Origin of the sequence: Microbacterium sp. zg-Y1090 (assembly GCF_030246945.1) — a bacterium.
GTDB lineage: Bacteria > Actinomycetota > Actinomycetes > Actinomycetales > Microbacteriaceae > Microbacterium > Microbacterium wangruii.
The window spans coordinates 2,035,486-2,051,462 of the sequence record NZ_CP126742.1 but is presented as its reverse complement, the minus strand read 5'-3'; the positions used below and the strand labels follow the sequence as shown (position 1 = coordinate 2,051,462).

Sequence of the window (15,977 nt, the reverse complement as noted above, 5' to 3'; positions counted from 1 at the left end):
GACATGACGACCCGAGCCTCCCGCAGCCCGCGTCGGCGCACCATCGTCGCCCTCGCCGTGGTCCTGGCGGTGCTGGCCGGCTTCATCGTGCGGCTCGTCGACATCCAGGTCGTCAACGCCGACGAGCACATCGCCGACTCGCAGGCACTGGCGCTGGGCGCCCGGGAGCACCTGTACGGCACGCGAGGCGAGATCGTGGATGCCGACGGCGACGCGCTGGCCACGAGCATCCTGATGTACGACGGCAAGCTCGACCCGCTCAATGTCGGTCCCATCGAGCGCGAGGTCGACGGCGTCACCGTCGAGGTGCCGTGGGAGCAGGTGTCGGCGGAGATGGCGGCGATCACCGGACAGACCGCCGCCGAAGTGCAGGGGATCGTCGCGCAGGCACTCGCCAAGGATCCGGGCAGCCGCTTCGCCTACCTGAAGCGCGGGCTGACGACCGAGCAGTACCGTGCCCTTGCCGAGCTGCGCGCCCCGTACCTGCGGTTCGACATGCACCCGCAGCGCACGTACCCCGACGGCGCCGTCGCCGGCAACCTCCTGGGCTTCATGGGCGGTGACGGCGAGCCGCTGGCGGGTATCGAGCAGATGGAGAACACCTGCCTCTCCGCGGCCGACGGGGAGCGCCTCTACCAGCGGGGCAAGGACGGCGTCGTCATCCCGGGCACGGTGACGGAGACGCCCGCTGTCGACGGCGGCACACTGCAGCTGACGATCGACCGCGACCTGCAGTGGTACCTGCAGCAGCTCGTCGCCGAAGAAGTGCAGAACAAGCAGGCCAACAGCGGCGCGATCCTCGTGGTCGAAGTCGCCACGGGGAAGATCCGGGCGGCAGCGGAGTACCCCACGGTCGACCCCAACAACGTCGACGGATCCGCCGCAGAGGACCGGGGGTCGCGGCTGTTCCTCGAGTCGTACGAGCCGGGCTCCACCCTGAAGGCGATCACCGCCGCCAGCGTCATCGACGCGGGCGTGGCGACGCCCGACACCACGGTGACGGCGGGCGACTACGAGGTCTTCCCCAACGGCGCACGCGTGGGCGACTTCGAATCGCACCCGGTGCTCAACTACACCCTGACCGGCGCCCTCATCGACTCGTCGAACGTGGCCCTGTCGAAATTCGGCGAGATGCTCTCCGCCGAGGTGCGACACGACTACCTGGAGCGGTTCGGCGTGGGGCGGGGCACCGCGGTCGGATGGCCTCAGGAGCCGCAGGGCGTGCTGTACCCCGCGTCGGAGTGGGACAACCAGACTTTCTACGCCACGACCTTCGGGCAGGGCTTCACGATGACCTCGCCCCAGGTGGCCAGCGCCTACCAGGCGCTCGCCAACGGCGGGATCAAGATGCCGCTGTCGCTCGTGGAGTCGTGCACACTCGCCGACGGCACCGTGGTCGAGCCCGACCTGCCCGAGCCCGAGCGGGTGGTCTCGCAGGAGGCTGCCGATGCGGTCACGCTCATGCTCGAGAACGTCGCAGTGCAGGCGCAGATGGGTCCGTTCATCGCCGTCGACGGCTACCGCATCGCCGCCAAGACCGGCACCGCGCAGATCGCCGGCGACGGGGCGTACAAGGCGGGGGTCTACTTCACCTCGCTCATCGGCATCGTGCCGGCTGACGATCCGCAGTACATCGTGCTGACCACCCTGGACGAGCCGACTACGATTAAGTCGTCTGCTGCGAACCGTCAGGCCTTCCAGAAGGCCATGACGCAGGTGCTCAAGAACTACCGCGTTCTGCCCTCCGGCTCGCAGACGCCCCTTCTTCCCAAGACGCACTGATCGCGCCCCTGCACGGGCGTGCGTGCTCATGATCGAGAACGGACACCCATGATCCCCTTGACGTTCGCGGAAGTCGCCCGCGCCACCGGAGGCGAGCTGCGCCCGGTTGCCGGTGCCGGTCCCGACACCGTCGTGTCCGGCGGGGTGGACACCGATTCCCGCCTCATCGAACCCGGCGGACTGTTCGTCGCCAAGCCGGGGGCCGACACCGACGGACACCTGTTTGTCGGCGCCGCCCTCGAGCGCGGTGCCGTGCTGGCGCTCGTCGAGCGACCGGTGGATGCCGAGATCTCGCAGATCGTCGTCGCCGACGCCGTGGCGGCCCTGGCCGACCTGGCGCGCGAGGTCGTCGCACGCGTGCGGGCCGGGGGAGACCTGCGCATCGTGGGCATCACCGGCTCGAACGGCAAGACCACGACCAAGAACATGCTCGCCCGCATCCTGCAGGACGAGGGTGAGACCGTGGCGCCGCGCGCGTCGTTCAACAACGAGGTCGGCGCCCCGCTGACCATGCTGCGGGTCACGGCCGACACCCGGTACCTCGTCAGTGAGTTCGGCGCGAGCGGTCCCGGCGAGATCGCGCGCCTCGCGGGGCTCGTCGAGCCCGACATCGGGGTGGTGCTCATGGTGGGGATGGCCCACGCCGGCGGGTTCGGCGGTGTCGAGGCGACGCTGCGGGCGAAGTCCGAGCTGATCCACGCGGTGCGCCGCGGCGGCGTCGCCGTGCTGAACGCCGACGATTCGCGTGTGGCGACGATGGCGTCCATCGCCGCCGAGCGCGATCAGGACGTGCGCTGGTTCGGCCGCACGAGCGCGGCCGACGTCCGCGCGGAGGACGTCGAGGTGCACGCCGACGGCACCACCTGCACGGTCGTCGTCGACGGCGAGCGGATGCCGCTGCGCCTGCGGGTGCTGGGGGAGCACCACGTCATGAACGCGCTGGCCGCCCTGACCGCCGCCGTCGCCCTCGGGGTGCCTGCGGCGTCCGCCGTCGCGCGCCTGGAGACGATGGACCTCGCCGAGCGGTGGCGCATGCAGCCGCTCGGGTCCGAGCGCGTCCGCATCATCAACGACGCCTACAACGCCAGCCCCGACTCGATGGCCGCGGCGCTGCGCACCCTCGCGCAGATCGTCGGCCCCGGGGAGCGCACGGTGGCGGTGCTGGGCGCCATGAGCGAACTGGGGGAGTACGCCGGCGAGGAGCACGACCGCATCGGTCTGCTGGCCGTTCGGCTGAACATCCGCCGCATCGTGGTGATCGGCGCTGAAGCGCGGCGCCTGTTCATCTCCGTGATCTCCGAAGGGTCGTGGGACGGCGAGGCGGTGTTCTTCGCGACCGCCGATGAGGCGTACGACTACCTCATGGGGGAGCTTCGCGACGGCGACCGCGTGCTGGTGAAGTCGTCCAATTCGGCCGGCCTGAGGCATCTGGGCGATCGTCTGGGAGAATCGTTCTCGTGAGATCCCTCCTCGTCGCCGCCACGATCTCATTGGCGTTCACGCTGTTCCTCACGCCCCTGTTCATCCGCCTGTTCGAGCGGCTGGGCTGGGGGCAGGTGATCCGCACCCCCGAAGACGGCAACAACCCGCAGCACGCCGCCAAGCGCGGCACGCCCACGATGGGCGGCATCGTCTTCATCCTGGGCGCCCTGGTCGGCTACTTCACCGGCACCTTCACCGGCGGGAGCCCGCCCACCGCGTCGGGCCTGCTGGTGCTGTGGATGATGGTGGGACTGGGTGTGGTCGGCCTCATCGACGACGCGATGAAGGTGCGCAGTCAGCGCAGCCTCGGTCTCTCCGGCTGGCGCAAGGTGCTCGGTCAGGTGCTGGTGGCGGTGCCCTTCGGCATCCTCGCCCTGAACTTCCCCAACGTCCGCGGGATCACCCCGGCTTCGCCCTACATCTCCCTCTTCCGCGACATCCCGGTGCTGTCGTTCATGGCGCTCGGTGCCATCGTCGGCTGGATCCTGTACCTGGTGTGGGTGTCGTTCCTGTCGGTGGCGTGGTCCAACGCGACGAACCTCACCGACGGCCTCGACGGCCTCGCCGCCGGCGCGGGCATCTTCACCGTCTCGGCATACAGCCTGGTGGCGTTCTGGCAGTTCCAGCAGCGATGCAGCAGCGTCGCCCTGGTGCCGTCGTACGCCGATGCCTGCTACTACACGCGCGACCCGCTGGACCTGACGATCGTCGCGGCGTCGTTCGTCGGCGCGCTCGTCGGCTTCCTCTGGTGGAACGCGCCCAAGGCGAAGATCTTCATGGGCGATGTGGGCTCGATGTCCATCGGCGGCGTGATCGTCGCCATGTCGATCCTGACCCGCACCGAGCTGCTGGCCGTGCTCATCGCCGGCGTCTTCGTCATCGCGCCGGGATCGGTCGTGCTGCAGCGGTACTACTTCAAGGCCACCGGCGGCAAGCGCATCTTCCTGATGAGTCCGTTCCACCACCACCTCGAACTGCGCGGCTGGCCCGAGATCACCATCGTGGTGCGCATGTGGATCATCGCCGGCATGCTCGCCGTCACGGGCGTGGGCTTCTTCTACGTCGAATGGCTGGCAGCGCAGTGACCTCGCGCCTGGACGCACTGACCAGCTGGCATGCGGACTGGAGCGGGCTGCGGGTGGCCGTGCTCGGGTTGTCCGTGACGGGGTTCTCGGTCGCCGACACGCTCGCCGAGCTCGGCGCGCGGGTGCTCGTGCTCACCGAGAACGCCGCGGAGGAGTACGCCCGGCTCCTGCCCGTGATCGGCGCCGAGCTCTGGACGGGGTCGCTGCAGCAGGTGCCGGCGGAACTCACCGACTTCGCGCCCGAGGTGATCGTCGCCTCACCCGGATTCCCGCCGCATCACCCCGTGATCCGCTGGGCGCAGGATGCCGGCGTGCCCCTGTGGGGCGACGTCGAACTGGCCTGGCGCGTGCGCGACAAGGTGCTGCGGCCGGACGGGCGCCCGGCCGAGTGGGTGCTGGTGACCGGCACCAACGGCAAGACCACGACCACGCGGATGGCGGCGACCATGATGGTCGAGGGGGGACTGCGCGCCGCGCCCTGCGGCAACATCGGCGTCCCCGTGCTCGACGCGGTGCGCGACCCCGCCGGGTTCGACGCTCTCGTCGTCGAGCTGTCCAGCCACCAGCTCTGGTATCTCGGACTGCAGTCGGGACCGCAGCCCGTCTCACCCGCGGCATCGGTGTGCCTGAACCTCGCCGACGACCACCTGGAGTGGCACGGCTCCTTCGAGGCGTACCGCGACGCCAAGGCGGTGGTGTACTCCTACACGCGCGTGGCGTGCGTGTACAACAAGGCCGACGTGGCCACCCGCACGATGGTCGAGCAGGCCGATGTCGTCGAAGGATGCCGCGCCATCGGATTCGACCTGGGCGTGCCTGGCCCGAGCGACCTGGGTGTCGTGGACGGCATCCTGGTGGACCGGGCGTTCCTCGAAGAGCGGGCGACCAGCGCACTGGAGCTGACCACGGTCGCCGAGCTGCAGGCACGGGGCCTCGCCGCCCCGCACATCGTCGCGAACATCCTCGCCGCGGCCGCCCTGGCCAGGGCGTTGGGCGTCGCCCCCGAGGCGATCGACGCGGCACTGCGGCGCTTCCGGCTCGACCCGCACCGCATCGAGGTCGTCGCTGTCGCGGACGGGGTGACCTGGGTCGACGACTCCAAGGCGACCAATCCGCACGCCGCGGCCTCGTCGCTGGCGGCCTATCCCGGTGCCGTGTGGGTCGTGGGAGGCCTGCTGAAGGGCGTCGACATCAGCGACCTCGTCGCCGGTCGCGGCGCGCGCTCCAAGGCGGCCATCGTCATCGGCACCGACCGCACCGCGGTGGTCGAGGCGTTCGGGCGACACGCCCCGGCGGTCCCGGTGTTCGAGGTCGACGACACGGACACTGAAGAGGTCATGACGCGGGTCGTCGAACTGGCGGCGGGGATCGCCCGTGACGGGGATGTGGTTCTGCTCGCCCCCGCCGCAGCATCCTTCGACCAGTTCGCGTCCTACACAGACCGCGGCAACCGCTTCGCCGCCGCGGTGCGCGAACGTATCGGAAGGGGGAGCGATGGCCAGCACGACGCACAGCCGGACGACACCCCCGACGCCGCCGGCTGACGGCGAGACCCGGCGCGGGCTCGCCGCACGCGTATCGCTCGGCAAGGTCTTCGCACCTGTGCCCAGCGAGTTCCTGCTGATCGTCTCCGCCGCGCTGCTGCTCACCGGGTTCGGACTGGTCATGGTGCTGTCGGCCACCTCGGCGACCTCCACGGCGGGCGGCCTCGGCCCATACGACACCCTCGTGAAGCAGGGCGTGTTCGCCCTCATCGGCATTCCGCTCATGCTGGTGTTCAGCCGGTTCCCCGTGGCCTTCTGGAAGAAGATCGCGTGGCCGGGCCTGATCCTGGCCACCATGCTGCAGCTGCTCGTCTTCGTCCCGGGCATCGGCGTCGAGCACGGCGGCAACCGCAACTGGATCTCCATCGCCGGCCAGCAGGCGCAGCCGTCGGAGTTCCTCAAACTCACCCTCGCGCTGTGGCTGGCGATCGTGCTGTTCCGCAAGCGGTCGCTGCTCACCAAATGGCAGCACGTGTTCATCCCGGTGATTCCGCTCGGCGGCCTCGTCATCGCGACGGTGCTCGCGGGCAAGGACCTGGGCACGTCGATGGTGCTGTTCCTGATCCTGCTGGCGGCGCTGTTCTTCTCCGGCGTGCGGCTGCGCCTGTTCATCGCGCCGCTGCTGCTGGCCGTCGTCGCCGTGCTCGGCTTCGCCCTCACCAGCGACAACCGCATGGCGCGCATCACGAGCTTCCTCGACCCGAACTGCATCGACGACTACCTGGGCCTGTGCTACCAGCCGCTGCACGCGACCTGGGCGCTGGCCAGCGGCGGCCTGTTCGGCCTGGGCCTGGGCAACTCCCGCGAGAAGTACGCGTGGCTGCCCGCCGCCGAGAACGACTACATCTTCGCGATCGTCGGCGAGGAGGTCGGGCTCATCGGATGCTTCGTCGTGCTGTGCCTGTTCGCGATCTTCGCGGTGGGCGCCTTCCACGTCGTGCGCAAGACCGACGACCCGTTCGTGCGCATCGCCGCCGGTGCGATCACGGTGTGGATCGTCGGGCAGGCGCTCATCAACATCGGCGTCGTGCTGCGCGTGTTCCCCTCGCTGGGCGTGCCGCTGCCGTTCATGTCGCAGGGCGGCACCGCCCTGCTGTCGGTGCTCATGGCCTGCGGCGTGCTGCTGTCGTTCGCGCGCAGCCTGCCGGCGCGGCCCGCCGCCCACGTGCTGCCCTGACGCGCCGGGTTAGGGTCGTCTGGTGACGACGTACCTTCTCGCCGGCGGTGGCACCGCCGGGCACGTGAACCCGCTGCTGGCCGTCGCGGACGGCCTCCGCGCGCGCGACGACGATGCCGAGGTGCTGGTGCTCGGCACGCGCGAGGGCCTCGAGACGCGGCTGGTACCCGAGCGCGGGTACGAGCTGCTGTTCGTCGACAAGGTGCCCTTCCCGCGCCGACCGAACCGCACCGCGGCGGGCTTCCCCGCCCGCCTGCAGCGCGCGGTCGCCCAGGTGCGTGCGCACATCCGCCGACACGGTGTGGACGTTGTCGTGGGCTTCGGCGGGTACGCCTCGGCGCCGGCCTATCTCGCCGCCGCCCGTGAAGGCGTGCCGTACGTGGTGCACGAGGCCAATGCGCGGCCGGGGCTGGCCAACCGGCTGGGTGCGCGTCGCGCCGCCGGCGTGGGCGTCGCCTTCGCCGGCACCCCGATGAAGCGTTCCCGCGTGGTCGGGATGCCGCTGCGCCGGGAGATCGCCGACCTCGATGCCGCAGCGCTGCGCGACGAGGCCGCGGCTCACTTCGGCCTCGACCCCGCCCGGCCGACGCTGCTGGTCTTCGGCGGATCCCTCGGCGCCGAGCGGCTGAACACCGCGTTCGCCGGTGCGTGGCAGGACGTGCTCGATGCCGGCTGGCAGCTGCTCCAGGCGGCGGGGGAGAAGAACGAGCTGCGCGATCCTGAGGTTCCGGGCTATGCGCTGCTGCCCTACATCGATCGGATGGACCTCGCCTTGGCGCTGGCCGACCTCGTCGTCTCCCGCGCCGGCGCCGCGACCGTCAGCGAGATCAGCGCCCTCGGCATCCCTGCCGTGTACGTGCCCTACGCCGTCGGCAACGGCGAGCAGGCGCTCAACGCGTCGTCGGCGGTGCGGGCGGGTGCCGCCCGACTGATCCCCGACGCGGAGTTCACCGCCGATCGGGTGCGCACGGAGATCGTGCCGCTGCTGGGCGACGAGGCCGAGCGCGAGCGCATGCGCCGCGCGGCGGCGACCGTCGGCAGCCGCACCGGCACCGAGGACGTCATCGCGATGATCGACGCGGCGCTCGGCCGCTGACGGGCGCGCCGCACAGCGGTCCCTCACGGCACCCGACCTAGACTTGTCGGGTCATGATCCGACCCGACCTGAGCCTTCCCCTCCCCGACGACATCACCGCCGCGCACTTCATCGGCATCGGGGGGTCGGGCATGTCCGGACTCGCCGGGATGTTCCTCGACCGCGGCATCCGCGTATCCGGATCCGACCGCGCCGACAGCCCGGCACTGCGGGCCCTCGCCGCCCGCGGCGCGGTCGTGCACGTCGGGCACGACGCGTCGCATCTCGCCGACGACGTCGACACGGTCGTGCACACGGGGGCGATCTGGCCCGAGAACCCCGAGTTCGTCCTCGCCAAGCAGCGCGGACTGCACGTCATCCACCGGTCGCAGGCGCTGGCCTGGCTCATCGGCTCGCGGCGACTGGTCAGCGTGGCCGGCGCGCACGGCAAGACCACGTCGACCGGCATGATCGTCACGGCGCTGCAGCGCCTGGGGGAGGACCCCACCTTCGTCAACGGCGGGGTGATCGCCGAGCTCGGTGTGTCGAGCGGCACCGGCGCGGACGAGCTGGTCGTCATCGAGGCGGACGAATCCGACGGCACGTTCCTGCTGTACGACACCTCGGTCGCCCTCATCACCAACGTGGACCCGGACCACCTGGACCACTGGGGCAGCCGCGAGGCGTTCTACGACGGGTTCGTCCGCTTCGCCGACGGCGCGCGCGAGGCCGTCGTGATCTCGAGCGACGACCCGGGCGCCCAGCGCGTGGCCGCCGCCCTCAGTCACCCGAACGTGCTGACCTTCGGCGAGCACCCGGATGCCGACGTGCGCGTCACCGGCATGCGCACCGACGGGCCGGTGGCCTTCACCCTCACGCACGACGGAGTCAGCCTCGAGGGTCGGTTGAGCGTGCCCGGCGCGCACAACGCGATCAACGCCGCCGGCGCGGTCGCGGTGCTGCTGACGCTCGGACACCCGTTCGAGGCGTCGCTGCGCGCCGTGGAGGACTTCGCGGGCACCGCCCGCCGCTTCGAGCTGCATGGCACGCAGCGCGGCGTCAGCGTGTACGACGACTACGCCCACCACCCCACCGAGGTCGCCGCTGCGCTGTCGGCCGCCCGCACGGTCGTGGGCTCCGGCCGCATCATCGCGCTGCACCAGCCGCACACCTACTCCCGCACGCAGGAGATGTACCGCGAGTTCGCGCAGGTGCTCGAGAGCCACGCCGACCACACGGTCGTGTTGGACGTGTACGGAGCGCGGGAGGACCCGGTGCCCGGCGTCACCGGCGCGCTCGTCAGCGGCGCGTTCGCCGACCGCTCGCACGTGGACTTCGTCGCCGACTGGCAGCAGGCCGCCGAGCGCGCCGCTGCGGTCGCGCGCGACGGCGACTTCATCGTCACGCTCGGCTGCGGCAACGTGAACCTCATCGTCCCGCAGGTGCTCGGCGCCCTCGCCGCCGCGCCCGCGCAGCCGGGGGAGTAGGGCGCATGCGCCGGCCGAGCCCTCTTCCGCCGCCGGCGGAGCAGCGACCGGAGGAGGCCGCGGCCGCGCCCGACCCCGCCACCGTGCAACCGCCGCGCCAGGTCGCCCCGCCGCGGCGGCGGCCCTCGCCCGATGCGCCGTCTCCCGTCTCCGCGGACCCCGCAGCGGACGACGTCTCCGCGTCGGCTGCACCAGAGCCCGCCCCCGACGCCGCGACCGACGTCGTGCCCGCGCCACCCGTACCGGGCGCCGACACCGCCACTGCGGGCGCGAGCGGTTCCGCCGCGACCGACCTGTCGGCGGATGAGGCCGAGACCGCCCCGCTGGCGCCGGTCATCCCGTTCCACCTGCGCGATGACCACCCCGGCGGGATGACGACGGTCGCCGATGCCGGGCCCGTGACGCGCCCGGCACCCGGCGCAGGCGACGCGACCGCGCCGCCCGTCGACGCAGAGCCCGAGGTCCCGCGCGAGGAGGTCGGCGTGCGCGACGTGCTGCGCGCCGCCCGCGCGCGGCGCCGGGCGCTCCGCGCGGAGGCGCGTCGGTTCACCGCGCGCCAGCGGCACCGCCGCTTCGCCTGGCTCGGGGCCGTGGCCGCCGTGGTGCTCCTCGTCCTCGGCACCCTCGGCGTCGCCTACAGTCCGCTGTTCGCCGTCGAGACGATCAGGGTCGAGGGCACCCAGCGTCTGGATGCCGCTGCGGTCGAGGAGGCGCTCTCGGGTCAGCTGGGCACCCCCATGCCCCTGGTGGACTCCAGCGAGGTCAAGGCCGCTCTCGTCGGCTTCCCCCTCGTTGAGACGTACGCCCTCGAGGCGCGTCCCCCGCACGAGCTCGTCGTGCGCGTCGTGGAGCGCACGCCGATCGGCGTGCTGTCCTCGGCGGCCGGGTTCACGCTGGTCGACGCGGCCGGTGTCGCGCTGTCCACCACGAGCGCTCCACCGCCGGGTGAGCCTGTGCTGGACGTGCGCGGCGGGGTGGGGTCGGCTGCCTTCGAAGCGGTCGGTCACGTCGTGCGGTCGCTGCCCGCAGGCATCCGCACGCAGGTGACGGCGGTGTCGGCGACGACCCCGAACGACGTCACCCTCACCCTCGGCGCCACGGGCACACAGGTGGTCTGGGGCGGTCCCGACAAGTCGGCCATGAAGGCGCTGGCGTTGGAGACCATCATGAAGACGCGCCCGCCCGAGACCGTCGCCGCCTACGACGTGTCGTCGCCGGACGCGATCGTGCTCCGCTGAGCCGGCGCGTCCGAGCCCTCCGCAGAATCCGCATCCGGCGACACGCCCGCAACGGTGCACGCCGCGACGCGCCGTCCCCCTAGCTTCGGAGCAGCGGGAATTGCATACTCGGCAATTCTTTAAACCTCTACATGAGGTTGAAGGTTACAGGGTTCGGGACGATACGGAGGCCGGCGCATGAGCCAGAACCAGAACTACCTCGCGGTGATCAAGGTCGTGGGTGTGGGAGGCGGCGGCGTGAACGCCGTCAACCGCATGATCGAGCTTGGCCTGCGTGGCGTGGAGTTCATCGCGGTGAACACCGACGCCCAGGCGTTGCTCATGAGCGACGCCGACGTGAAGCTCGACGTCGGACGCGAACTCACCCGCGGACTCGGCGCAGGAGCCGACCCCGAGGTGGGCCGCCGTGCCGCCGAGGACCACGCGGAGGAGATCGAGGAGGCCCTCACCGGGGCCGACATGGTCTTCGTCACCGCCGGAGAAGGCGGCGGGACCGGCACGGGCGGCGCGCCCGTGGTGGCGCGCATCGCCAAGTCCATCGGCGCACTGACCATCGGCGTCGTGACCAAGCCGTTCTCCTTCGAAGGCCGCCGCCGCCAGAGCCAGGCGGAGTCGGGCGTGTCGAAGCTGAAGGAAGAGGTCGACACCCTCATCGTCGTCCCCAACGACCGTCTCCTGGAGATCAGCGACCGCGGCATCTCGATGATCGAGGCGTTCGCGACCGCCGACCAGGTGCTGCTCGCCGGTGTGCAGGGCATCACCGACCTCATCACCACGCCGGGTCTGATCAACCTCGACTTCGCCGACGTGAAGTCCGTCATGCAGGGGGCGGGATCCGCCCTCATGGGCATCGGCTCCGCTCGCGGCGCCGATCGTGCGATCAAGGCCGCCGAGCTGGCCGTCGAGTCGCCGCTGCTGGAGGCCTCGATCGAAGGCGCCCACGGAGTGCTGCTGTCGATCCAGGGTGGTTCGAACCTCGGCATCTTCGAGATCAACGACGCCGCACAGCTGGTGAAGGAAGCCGCCCACCCGGAGGCGAACATCATCTTCGGAACCGTGATCGACGACACCCTCGGTGACGAGGTGCGCGTCACGGTCATCGCCGCCGGTTTCGACGGCGGAGAGCCCTCGCTGCGGATCGACCCGGTCGCGGCGCAGCGTCCCGCCTCCACCCCCGTGCTGCCCGCCGTCCCCGCCGCCGACGCCGCCCGCGAGGTGCCCGTCGCCGAGCCGGTGCGCGAGCGCGAGCCCGTGAGCGTCGCCTCGACGTCGTCGACCGACGCGTATGAGTCGGCCTTCGGCGACGACGACCTGGACATCCCCGACTTCCTGAAGTGAACGACGACCTCCGGGCACGGCTCGCCGACGTCGACGCGCGCATCTCGGATGCCGCGCGATCGGCGGGCCGTGACCCGAGCGGGATCACCCGCATCGTCGTGACGAAGTTCCACCCCGCAGCCCTGGTGCGCGAGCTCCACGGGCTGGGTGTGCGCGATGTGGGGGAGAACCGGCAGCAGGAGCTCACCGCGAAGGTGGCCGAGCTGTCGGACCTGAGCGATCTGCGCTGGCATTTCGTCGGACAGGCGCAGACGAACAAGGCGCGCGCGATCCGCGCCGCGGCATCCACCGTGCACTCCGTCGACCGCAGCCGTCTCGCGGATGCGCTCGACGCCGCGGGGGAGCCGGGAGGCGACATGCTCGACGTGCTCGTGCAGGTCAACCTCACCGACGACCCCGGCCGCGGTGGCACCGCCCCCGGCGAGGTCGCCGCCCTCGCCGAGCACATCGCCGCGTCCTGCCCCACGCTGCGGCTGCGCGGCGTGATGGGGGTTGCGCCGCTGGACGAGCCGGCGGCGTCGGCGTTCGCACGACTGGCCGAAGCCGGTGCCCGGGTGCGCACGATCGTGCCGGACGCTGAATGGATCTCCGCCGGCATGACCGGCGATTTCGCCGAGGCCATCGCCGCGGGCGCGACACACCTGCGGATCGGCTCGGCAATCACGGGCCCGAGGCCCGTGCACGGATAGCCTCGGAACACACGAGCGAACCCACGGAGGATGCGATGTCGAACCCGCTCAAGAAGACCATGGTGTATCTCGGTCTGGCCGACGAAGAAGAGGCCTATGAGGAGCCCGCAGCGCAGCAGCAGCCTCAGCCGCGCCGTGACAAGCCGGTCGAGAAGGCGCCTGCTCCCGTGACGCCCATCCACCGCCCCGCGGTCGTGCGCCAGCCTGCGCCCAGTGCGGTCAGCGAGATCCTCACGGTGCACCCCAAGCAGTACCGCGACGCGCAGATCATCGCCGAGAACTTCCGCGACGGCATCCCGGTCATCATCAACCTCTCGCAGATGAGCGACGCCGACGCGCGCCGCCTCATCGACTTCGCCAGCGGTCTGTCGCTGGGTCTGTACGGGCGCATCGAACGGGTCACCAGCAAGGTCTTCCTGCTGTCGCCCGAGAACATCGCCGTGTCCGGGGACGGCGCCGTCGCGCAGGCCGACCCCGAAACCCCTGCCTTCGCGCAGTAGCCGATCGTGGGAGTGCTCCAGCTCGTCGCTGCGATCGTCAACACGCTTCTGCTCTTCTATGTTCTGCTGCTGCTCGTGCGGCTGATCCTCGAGTACATCCCGATGTTCAACCGGGCGTGGCGCCCGCGCGGCGCGGGACTGATCGCGGCAGAGATCGTCTACACGGTGACCGATCCGCCGATCAAGCTGATCCGCCGTTTCATCCCGCCGCTGCGCCTGGGTGCGGTGGCCGTCGACTTCGCGTTCCCGCTCACGATGCTCGTGTGCTTCGTTCTGCTGTCGATCACCCGCACCATCGCCGCGAGCTGATCGCCCGCCGGCCCCGCCTCGCGAGTCGGCGGTGCTCCCACTATGCTGTGATGATCGGCCCGCAGATGTCGGGCCTCTCCCGATCGGCCCGCGACGTGAGCTCCGAAAGAGGACCAGACAATGGCTTTGACCCCCGATGACGTCGTCACCAAGCAGTTCCAGCACGTGCGCTTCAAGGAGGGATTCGACCCGGACGAGGTCGATGACTTCCTCGACGAAATCGTCGTCGAGTGGCGCAAGACGATCGCGGAGAACGACGAGCTGAAGGCCAAGCTGGCCGCCTACGAGTCGGGCCAGGCGCCCGCCGCGCAGGCTCCTGCCGCACAGCCCGAGGTCGCCGAGTACGAGGCCGTCGAGGTCGTCGCCGAGGCACCGGCCGCGGAGTCCGCCGCCGCCCCCGCCGCCGCCAGCGCCGGCATCATCGAGCTCGCGCAGCGTCTGCACGACGAGCACGTCGCCGAGGGTGTCGCCCAGCGCGACAAGCTCATCTCCGAGGCTCAGGCCCACGCGGCGTCCATCGTCGCCGAGGCGGAGGCCCGCGGCCGCGACGAGATGGCTCGGCTCGAGAAGGAGCGCAGCGTGCTGGAGGCTCGCATCTCGGAGCTGCGTCAGTTCGAGCGCGACTACCGCTCGCAGCTGCGCACCTACATCGAGGGCAAGCTGCGCGACCTCGACACCACGGGCACGACGTCCGGCTCCGCGCCGGTCTCGGTCGGCCACTAGGCCCGGTTCTTGACGGCACGCGCCCCTCTGCGTACGGCGGCGGCCGGCACCATCACCGCGATCCTCGCGGCTCTGGTGCTGGCCGCCGACCAGTTCACCAAGTACCTCGCGATCGAGAACCTGCCCTATCAGGAGGCGGTTCCCGTTCTCGGTGACTTCTTCCAGCTGTACCTGACCCGCAACCCGGGTGCGGCGTTCTCCCTCGGCGAGGGCGTCACCTGGATCTTCACGATCGTGCTGGCCGCTGCGGCCGTGACGATCGTGGTCCTCACCCTCCGTTCGGTCCGCTCGCGCCTGTGGGCGGTGGTGCTGGGTCTGCTGCTCGGCGGCATCCTGGGCAACCTCACCGACCGGCTGCTGCGTGAGCCCGGCTTTCTCGTCGGCCACGTCGTCGACTTCATCCATACGCCGTGGATGTGGCTGGGTCTGCCGTCGGCGATCTACAACGTCGCCGACGTCTTCATCGTCACGATGATGATCACCGTCGCGCTGCTCGTCCTCGTGGGAGTGCGCTTCGACGGCACGCGCGAGGCGCATCACCGGCACGCGACGGCATCCGACGACGCCTCAGACTCCGGTGACGCGGCCGCGCCCTCGGACGAGGCCGCGAAGGCCTGATCATGGACAGTCGCAATGTCCCCGTCCCCGACGGGCTCGACGGAGTGCGCGTGGATGCCGCCCTCGCCAAGCTCCTGGGGTTCTCCCGCACGTTCGCCGCGGAGGTCGCCGAAGCCGGCGGTGTGGTGCTCGACGGTCGCACGCTGGGTAAGTCCGACAAGCTCCGAGCCGGTGGCTGGCTCGAGGTGACCTGGGCCGAGAAGGAGCCGCCGCGGGTCGTCCCGGTGGCCGTTCCCGACCTCGGCATCGTCTACGACGACGACGACATCATCGTGATCGACAAGCCGGTCGGGGTCGCGGCCCATCCCTCGCTGGGGTGGGAGGGGCCCACCGTGCTCGGCGCGCTGGCGGCTGCCGGCTTCCGCGTCGCCACGACCGGTGCCGCGGAACGGCAGGGCATCGTGCACCGCCTCGACGTCGGAACCAGCGGCCTCATGGTCGTGGCGAAGACCGAGAGCGCCTACACCGCGCTCAAGCGGGCGTTCAAGGAGCGCACGGTGGAGAAGATCTACCACGCCGTCGTGCAGGGGCACCCCGACCCGCTGGCCGGCACGATCGACGCCCCGATCGGCCGGCATCCGTCGCACTCGTGGAAGTTCGCCGTCACACCCGAGGGCAAGGACTCCGTCACGCACTACGAGACGATCGAGGCCTTCCCGGGCGCGTCGCTGCTGGAGATCCACCTCGAGACGGGGCGCACCCATCAGATCCGCGTGCACATGGCCGCGCACCGGCATCCGTGCGTCGGCGATCCGCTCTACGGCGCCGACCCGACGCTGTCGGCCCGCCTCGGACTCAGCCGTCAGTGGCTGCACGCGCGCGAGCTGTCGTTCGCGCACCCGGCCACGACCGACTGGGTGACGTTCACCTCGCCCTATCCGGCCGATCTGCAGCACGCCCTCGACGTGCTGCGCGGGGACTGACCTGCGG

General features: G+C 71.0%; 15 protein-coding genes. All 15 read left to right on the top strand.

The features are described from left to right. The first annotated feature begins 3 nt into the window (after window positions 1-3). The gene (locus tag QNO26_RS09775; RefSeq protein ID WP_257530044.1) at window positions 4-1,782 is read left to right on the top strand and encodes a peptidoglycan D,D-transpeptidase FtsI family protein; all 1,779 of its coding nucleotides are present in this window, start codon (window positions 4-6) and stop codon (window positions 1,780-1,782) included. A gap of 48 nt (window positions 1,783-1,830) precedes the next feature. Further along, the gene (locus QNO26_RS09770) at window positions 1,831-3,243 is read left to right on the top strand and encodes a UDP-N-acetylmuramoyl-tripeptide--D-alanyl-D-alanine ligase (protein WP_257530046.1); all 1,413 of its coding nucleotides are present in this window, start codon (window positions 1,831-1,833) and stop codon (window positions 3,241-3,243) included. Then, entirely contained in the window at window positions 3,240-4,349 is a 1,110-nt protein-coding gene (mraY, locus tag QNO26_RS09765; protein ID WP_257530048.1) for a phospho-N-acetylmuramoyl-pentapeptide-transferase, read from the top strand. Before QNO26_RS09770 ends, mraY begins: the two co-directional genes overlap by 4 nt. Then, complete coding sequence (murD, locus tag QNO26_RS09760) at window positions 4,331-5,893, top strand: UDP-N-acetylmuramoyl-L-alanine--D-glutamate ligase (RefSeq protein ID WP_257530050.1); 1,563 nt, start codon at window positions 4,331-4,333, stop codon at window positions 5,891-5,893. The genes mraY and murD overlap by 19 nt, the downstream gene beginning before the upstream one ends. Continuing rightward, the gene (ftsW, locus tag QNO26_RS09755; protein ID WP_257530052.1) at window positions 5,844-7,070 is read left to right on the top strand and encodes a putative lipid II flippase FtsW; all 1,227 of its coding nucleotides are present in this window, start codon (window positions 5,844-5,846) and stop codon (window positions 7,068-7,070) included. Before murD ends, ftsW begins: the two co-directional genes overlap by 50 nt. A gap of 22 nt (window positions 7,071-7,092) precedes the next feature. After that, entirely contained in the window at window positions 7,093-8,166 is a 1,074-nt protein-coding gene (gene murG / locus QNO26_RS09750; protein ID WP_257530054.1) for an undecaprenyldiphospho-muramoylpentapeptide beta-N-acetylglucosaminyltransferase, read from the top strand. Between the two features lie 53 nt (window positions 8,167-8,219). After that, complete coding sequence (gene murC, locus QNO26_RS09745) at window positions 8,220-9,632, top strand: UDP-N-acetylmuramate--L-alanine ligase (protein WP_257530056.1); 1,413 nt, start codon at window positions 8,220-8,222, stop codon at window positions 9,630-9,632. Between the two features lie 5 nt (window positions 9,633-9,637). Continuing rightward, window positions 9,638-10,870 carry an FtsQ-type POTRA domain-containing protein gene (locus QNO26_RS09740; protein WP_306816311.1) on the top strand — a complete coding sequence of 411 codons (1,233 nt, stop codon included), beginning with the start codon at window positions 9,638-9,640 and terminating at the stop codon, window positions 10,868-10,870. Between the two features lie 177 nt (window positions 10,871-11,047). Beyond that, entirely contained in the window at window positions 11,048-12,208 is a 1,161-nt protein-coding gene (ftsZ, locus tag QNO26_RS09735) for a cell division protein FtsZ (RefSeq protein ID WP_257530067.1), read from the top strand. Next, on the top strand, window positions 12,205-12,897 hold the full coding sequence (locus QNO26_RS09730; protein WP_257530069.1) for a YggS family pyridoxal phosphate-dependent enzyme: 693 nt from the start codon (window positions 12,205-12,207) through the stop codon (window positions 12,895-12,897). The genes ftsZ and QNO26_RS09730 overlap by 4 nt, the downstream gene beginning before the upstream one ends. 35 nt (window positions 12,898-12,932) lie before the next feature. Continuing rightward, window positions 12,933-13,397, top strand: coding sequence for a cell division protein SepF (locus tag QNO26_RS09725; RefSeq protein ID WP_257530071.1), 465 nt, complete (start codon window positions 12,933-12,935; stop codon window positions 13,395-13,397). Window positions 13,398-13,403: 6 nt separating this feature from the next. Next, a complete protein-coding gene (locus tag QNO26_RS09720; RefSeq protein ID WP_257530073.1) occupies window positions 13,404-13,706 on the top strand; it encodes a YggT family protein in 303 nt (100 codons plus the stop codon). A 120-nt stretch (window positions 13,707-13,826) separates the two neighbouring features. Then, the gene (locus QNO26_RS09715) at window positions 13,827-14,429 is read left to right on the top strand and encodes a DivIVA domain-containing protein (RefSeq protein ID WP_257530076.1); all 603 of its coding nucleotides are present in this window, start codon (window positions 13,827-13,829) and stop codon (window positions 14,427-14,429) included. Between the two features lie 9 nt (window positions 14,430-14,438). Further along, a complete protein-coding gene (gene lspA / locus QNO26_RS09710; protein WP_257530078.1) occupies window positions 14,439-15,047 on the top strand; it encodes a signal peptidase II in 609 nt (202 codons plus the stop codon). Window positions 15,048-15,049: 2 nt separating this feature from the next. After that, on the top strand, window positions 15,050-15,970 hold the full coding sequence (locus QNO26_RS09705) for an RluA family pseudouridine synthase (RefSeq protein WP_257530080.1): 921 nt from the start codon (window positions 15,050-15,052) through the stop codon (window positions 15,968-15,970). Window positions 15,971-15,977 lie beyond the last annotated feature (7 nt).

What these genes read in the sequence shown, in the direction of transcription:
- QNO26_RS09775 (WP_257530044.1), top strand. Translation starts at nt 4, where the DNA reads ATGACGACCCGAGCCTCCCGCAGCCCGCGTCGGCGCACCATCGTCGCC.
- QNO26_RS09770 (WP_257530046.1), top strand. Translation starts at nt 1,831, where the DNA reads ATGATCCCCTTGACGTTCGCGGAAGTCGCCCGCGCCACCGGAGGCGAG.
- murD (WP_257530050.1), top strand. Translation starts at nt 4,331, where the DNA reads ATGGCTGGCAGCGCAGTGACCTCGCGCCTGGACGCACTGACCAGCTGG.
- ftsW (WP_257530052.1), top strand. Translation starts at nt 5,844, where the DNA reads ATGGCCAGCACGACGCACAGCCGGACGACACCCCCGACGCCGCCGGCT.
- murC (WP_257530056.1), top strand. Translation starts at nt 8,220, where the DNA reads ATGATCCGACCCGACCTGAGCCTTCCCCTCCCCGACGACATCACCGCC.
- QNO26_RS09740 (WP_306816311.1), top strand. Translation starts at nt 9,638, where the DNA reads ATGCGCCGGCCGAGCCCTCTTCCGCCGCCGGCGGAGCAGCGACCGGAG.
- ftsZ (WP_257530067.1), top strand. Translation starts at nt 11,048, where the DNA reads ATGAGCCAGAACCAGAACTACCTCGCGGTGATCAAGGTCGTGGGTGTG.
- QNO26_RS09725 (WP_257530071.1), top strand. Translation starts at nt 12,933, where the DNA reads ATGTCGAACCCGCTCAAGAAGACCATGGTGTATCTCGGTCTGGCCGAC.
- QNO26_RS09715 (WP_257530076.1), top strand. Translation starts at nt 13,827, where the DNA reads ATGGCTTTGACCCCCGATGACGTCGTCACCAAGCAGTTCCAGCACGTG.
- QNO26_RS09705 (WP_257530080.1), top strand. Translation starts at nt 15,050, where the DNA reads ATGGACAGTCGCAATGTCCCCGTCCCCGACGGGCTCGACGGAGTGCGC.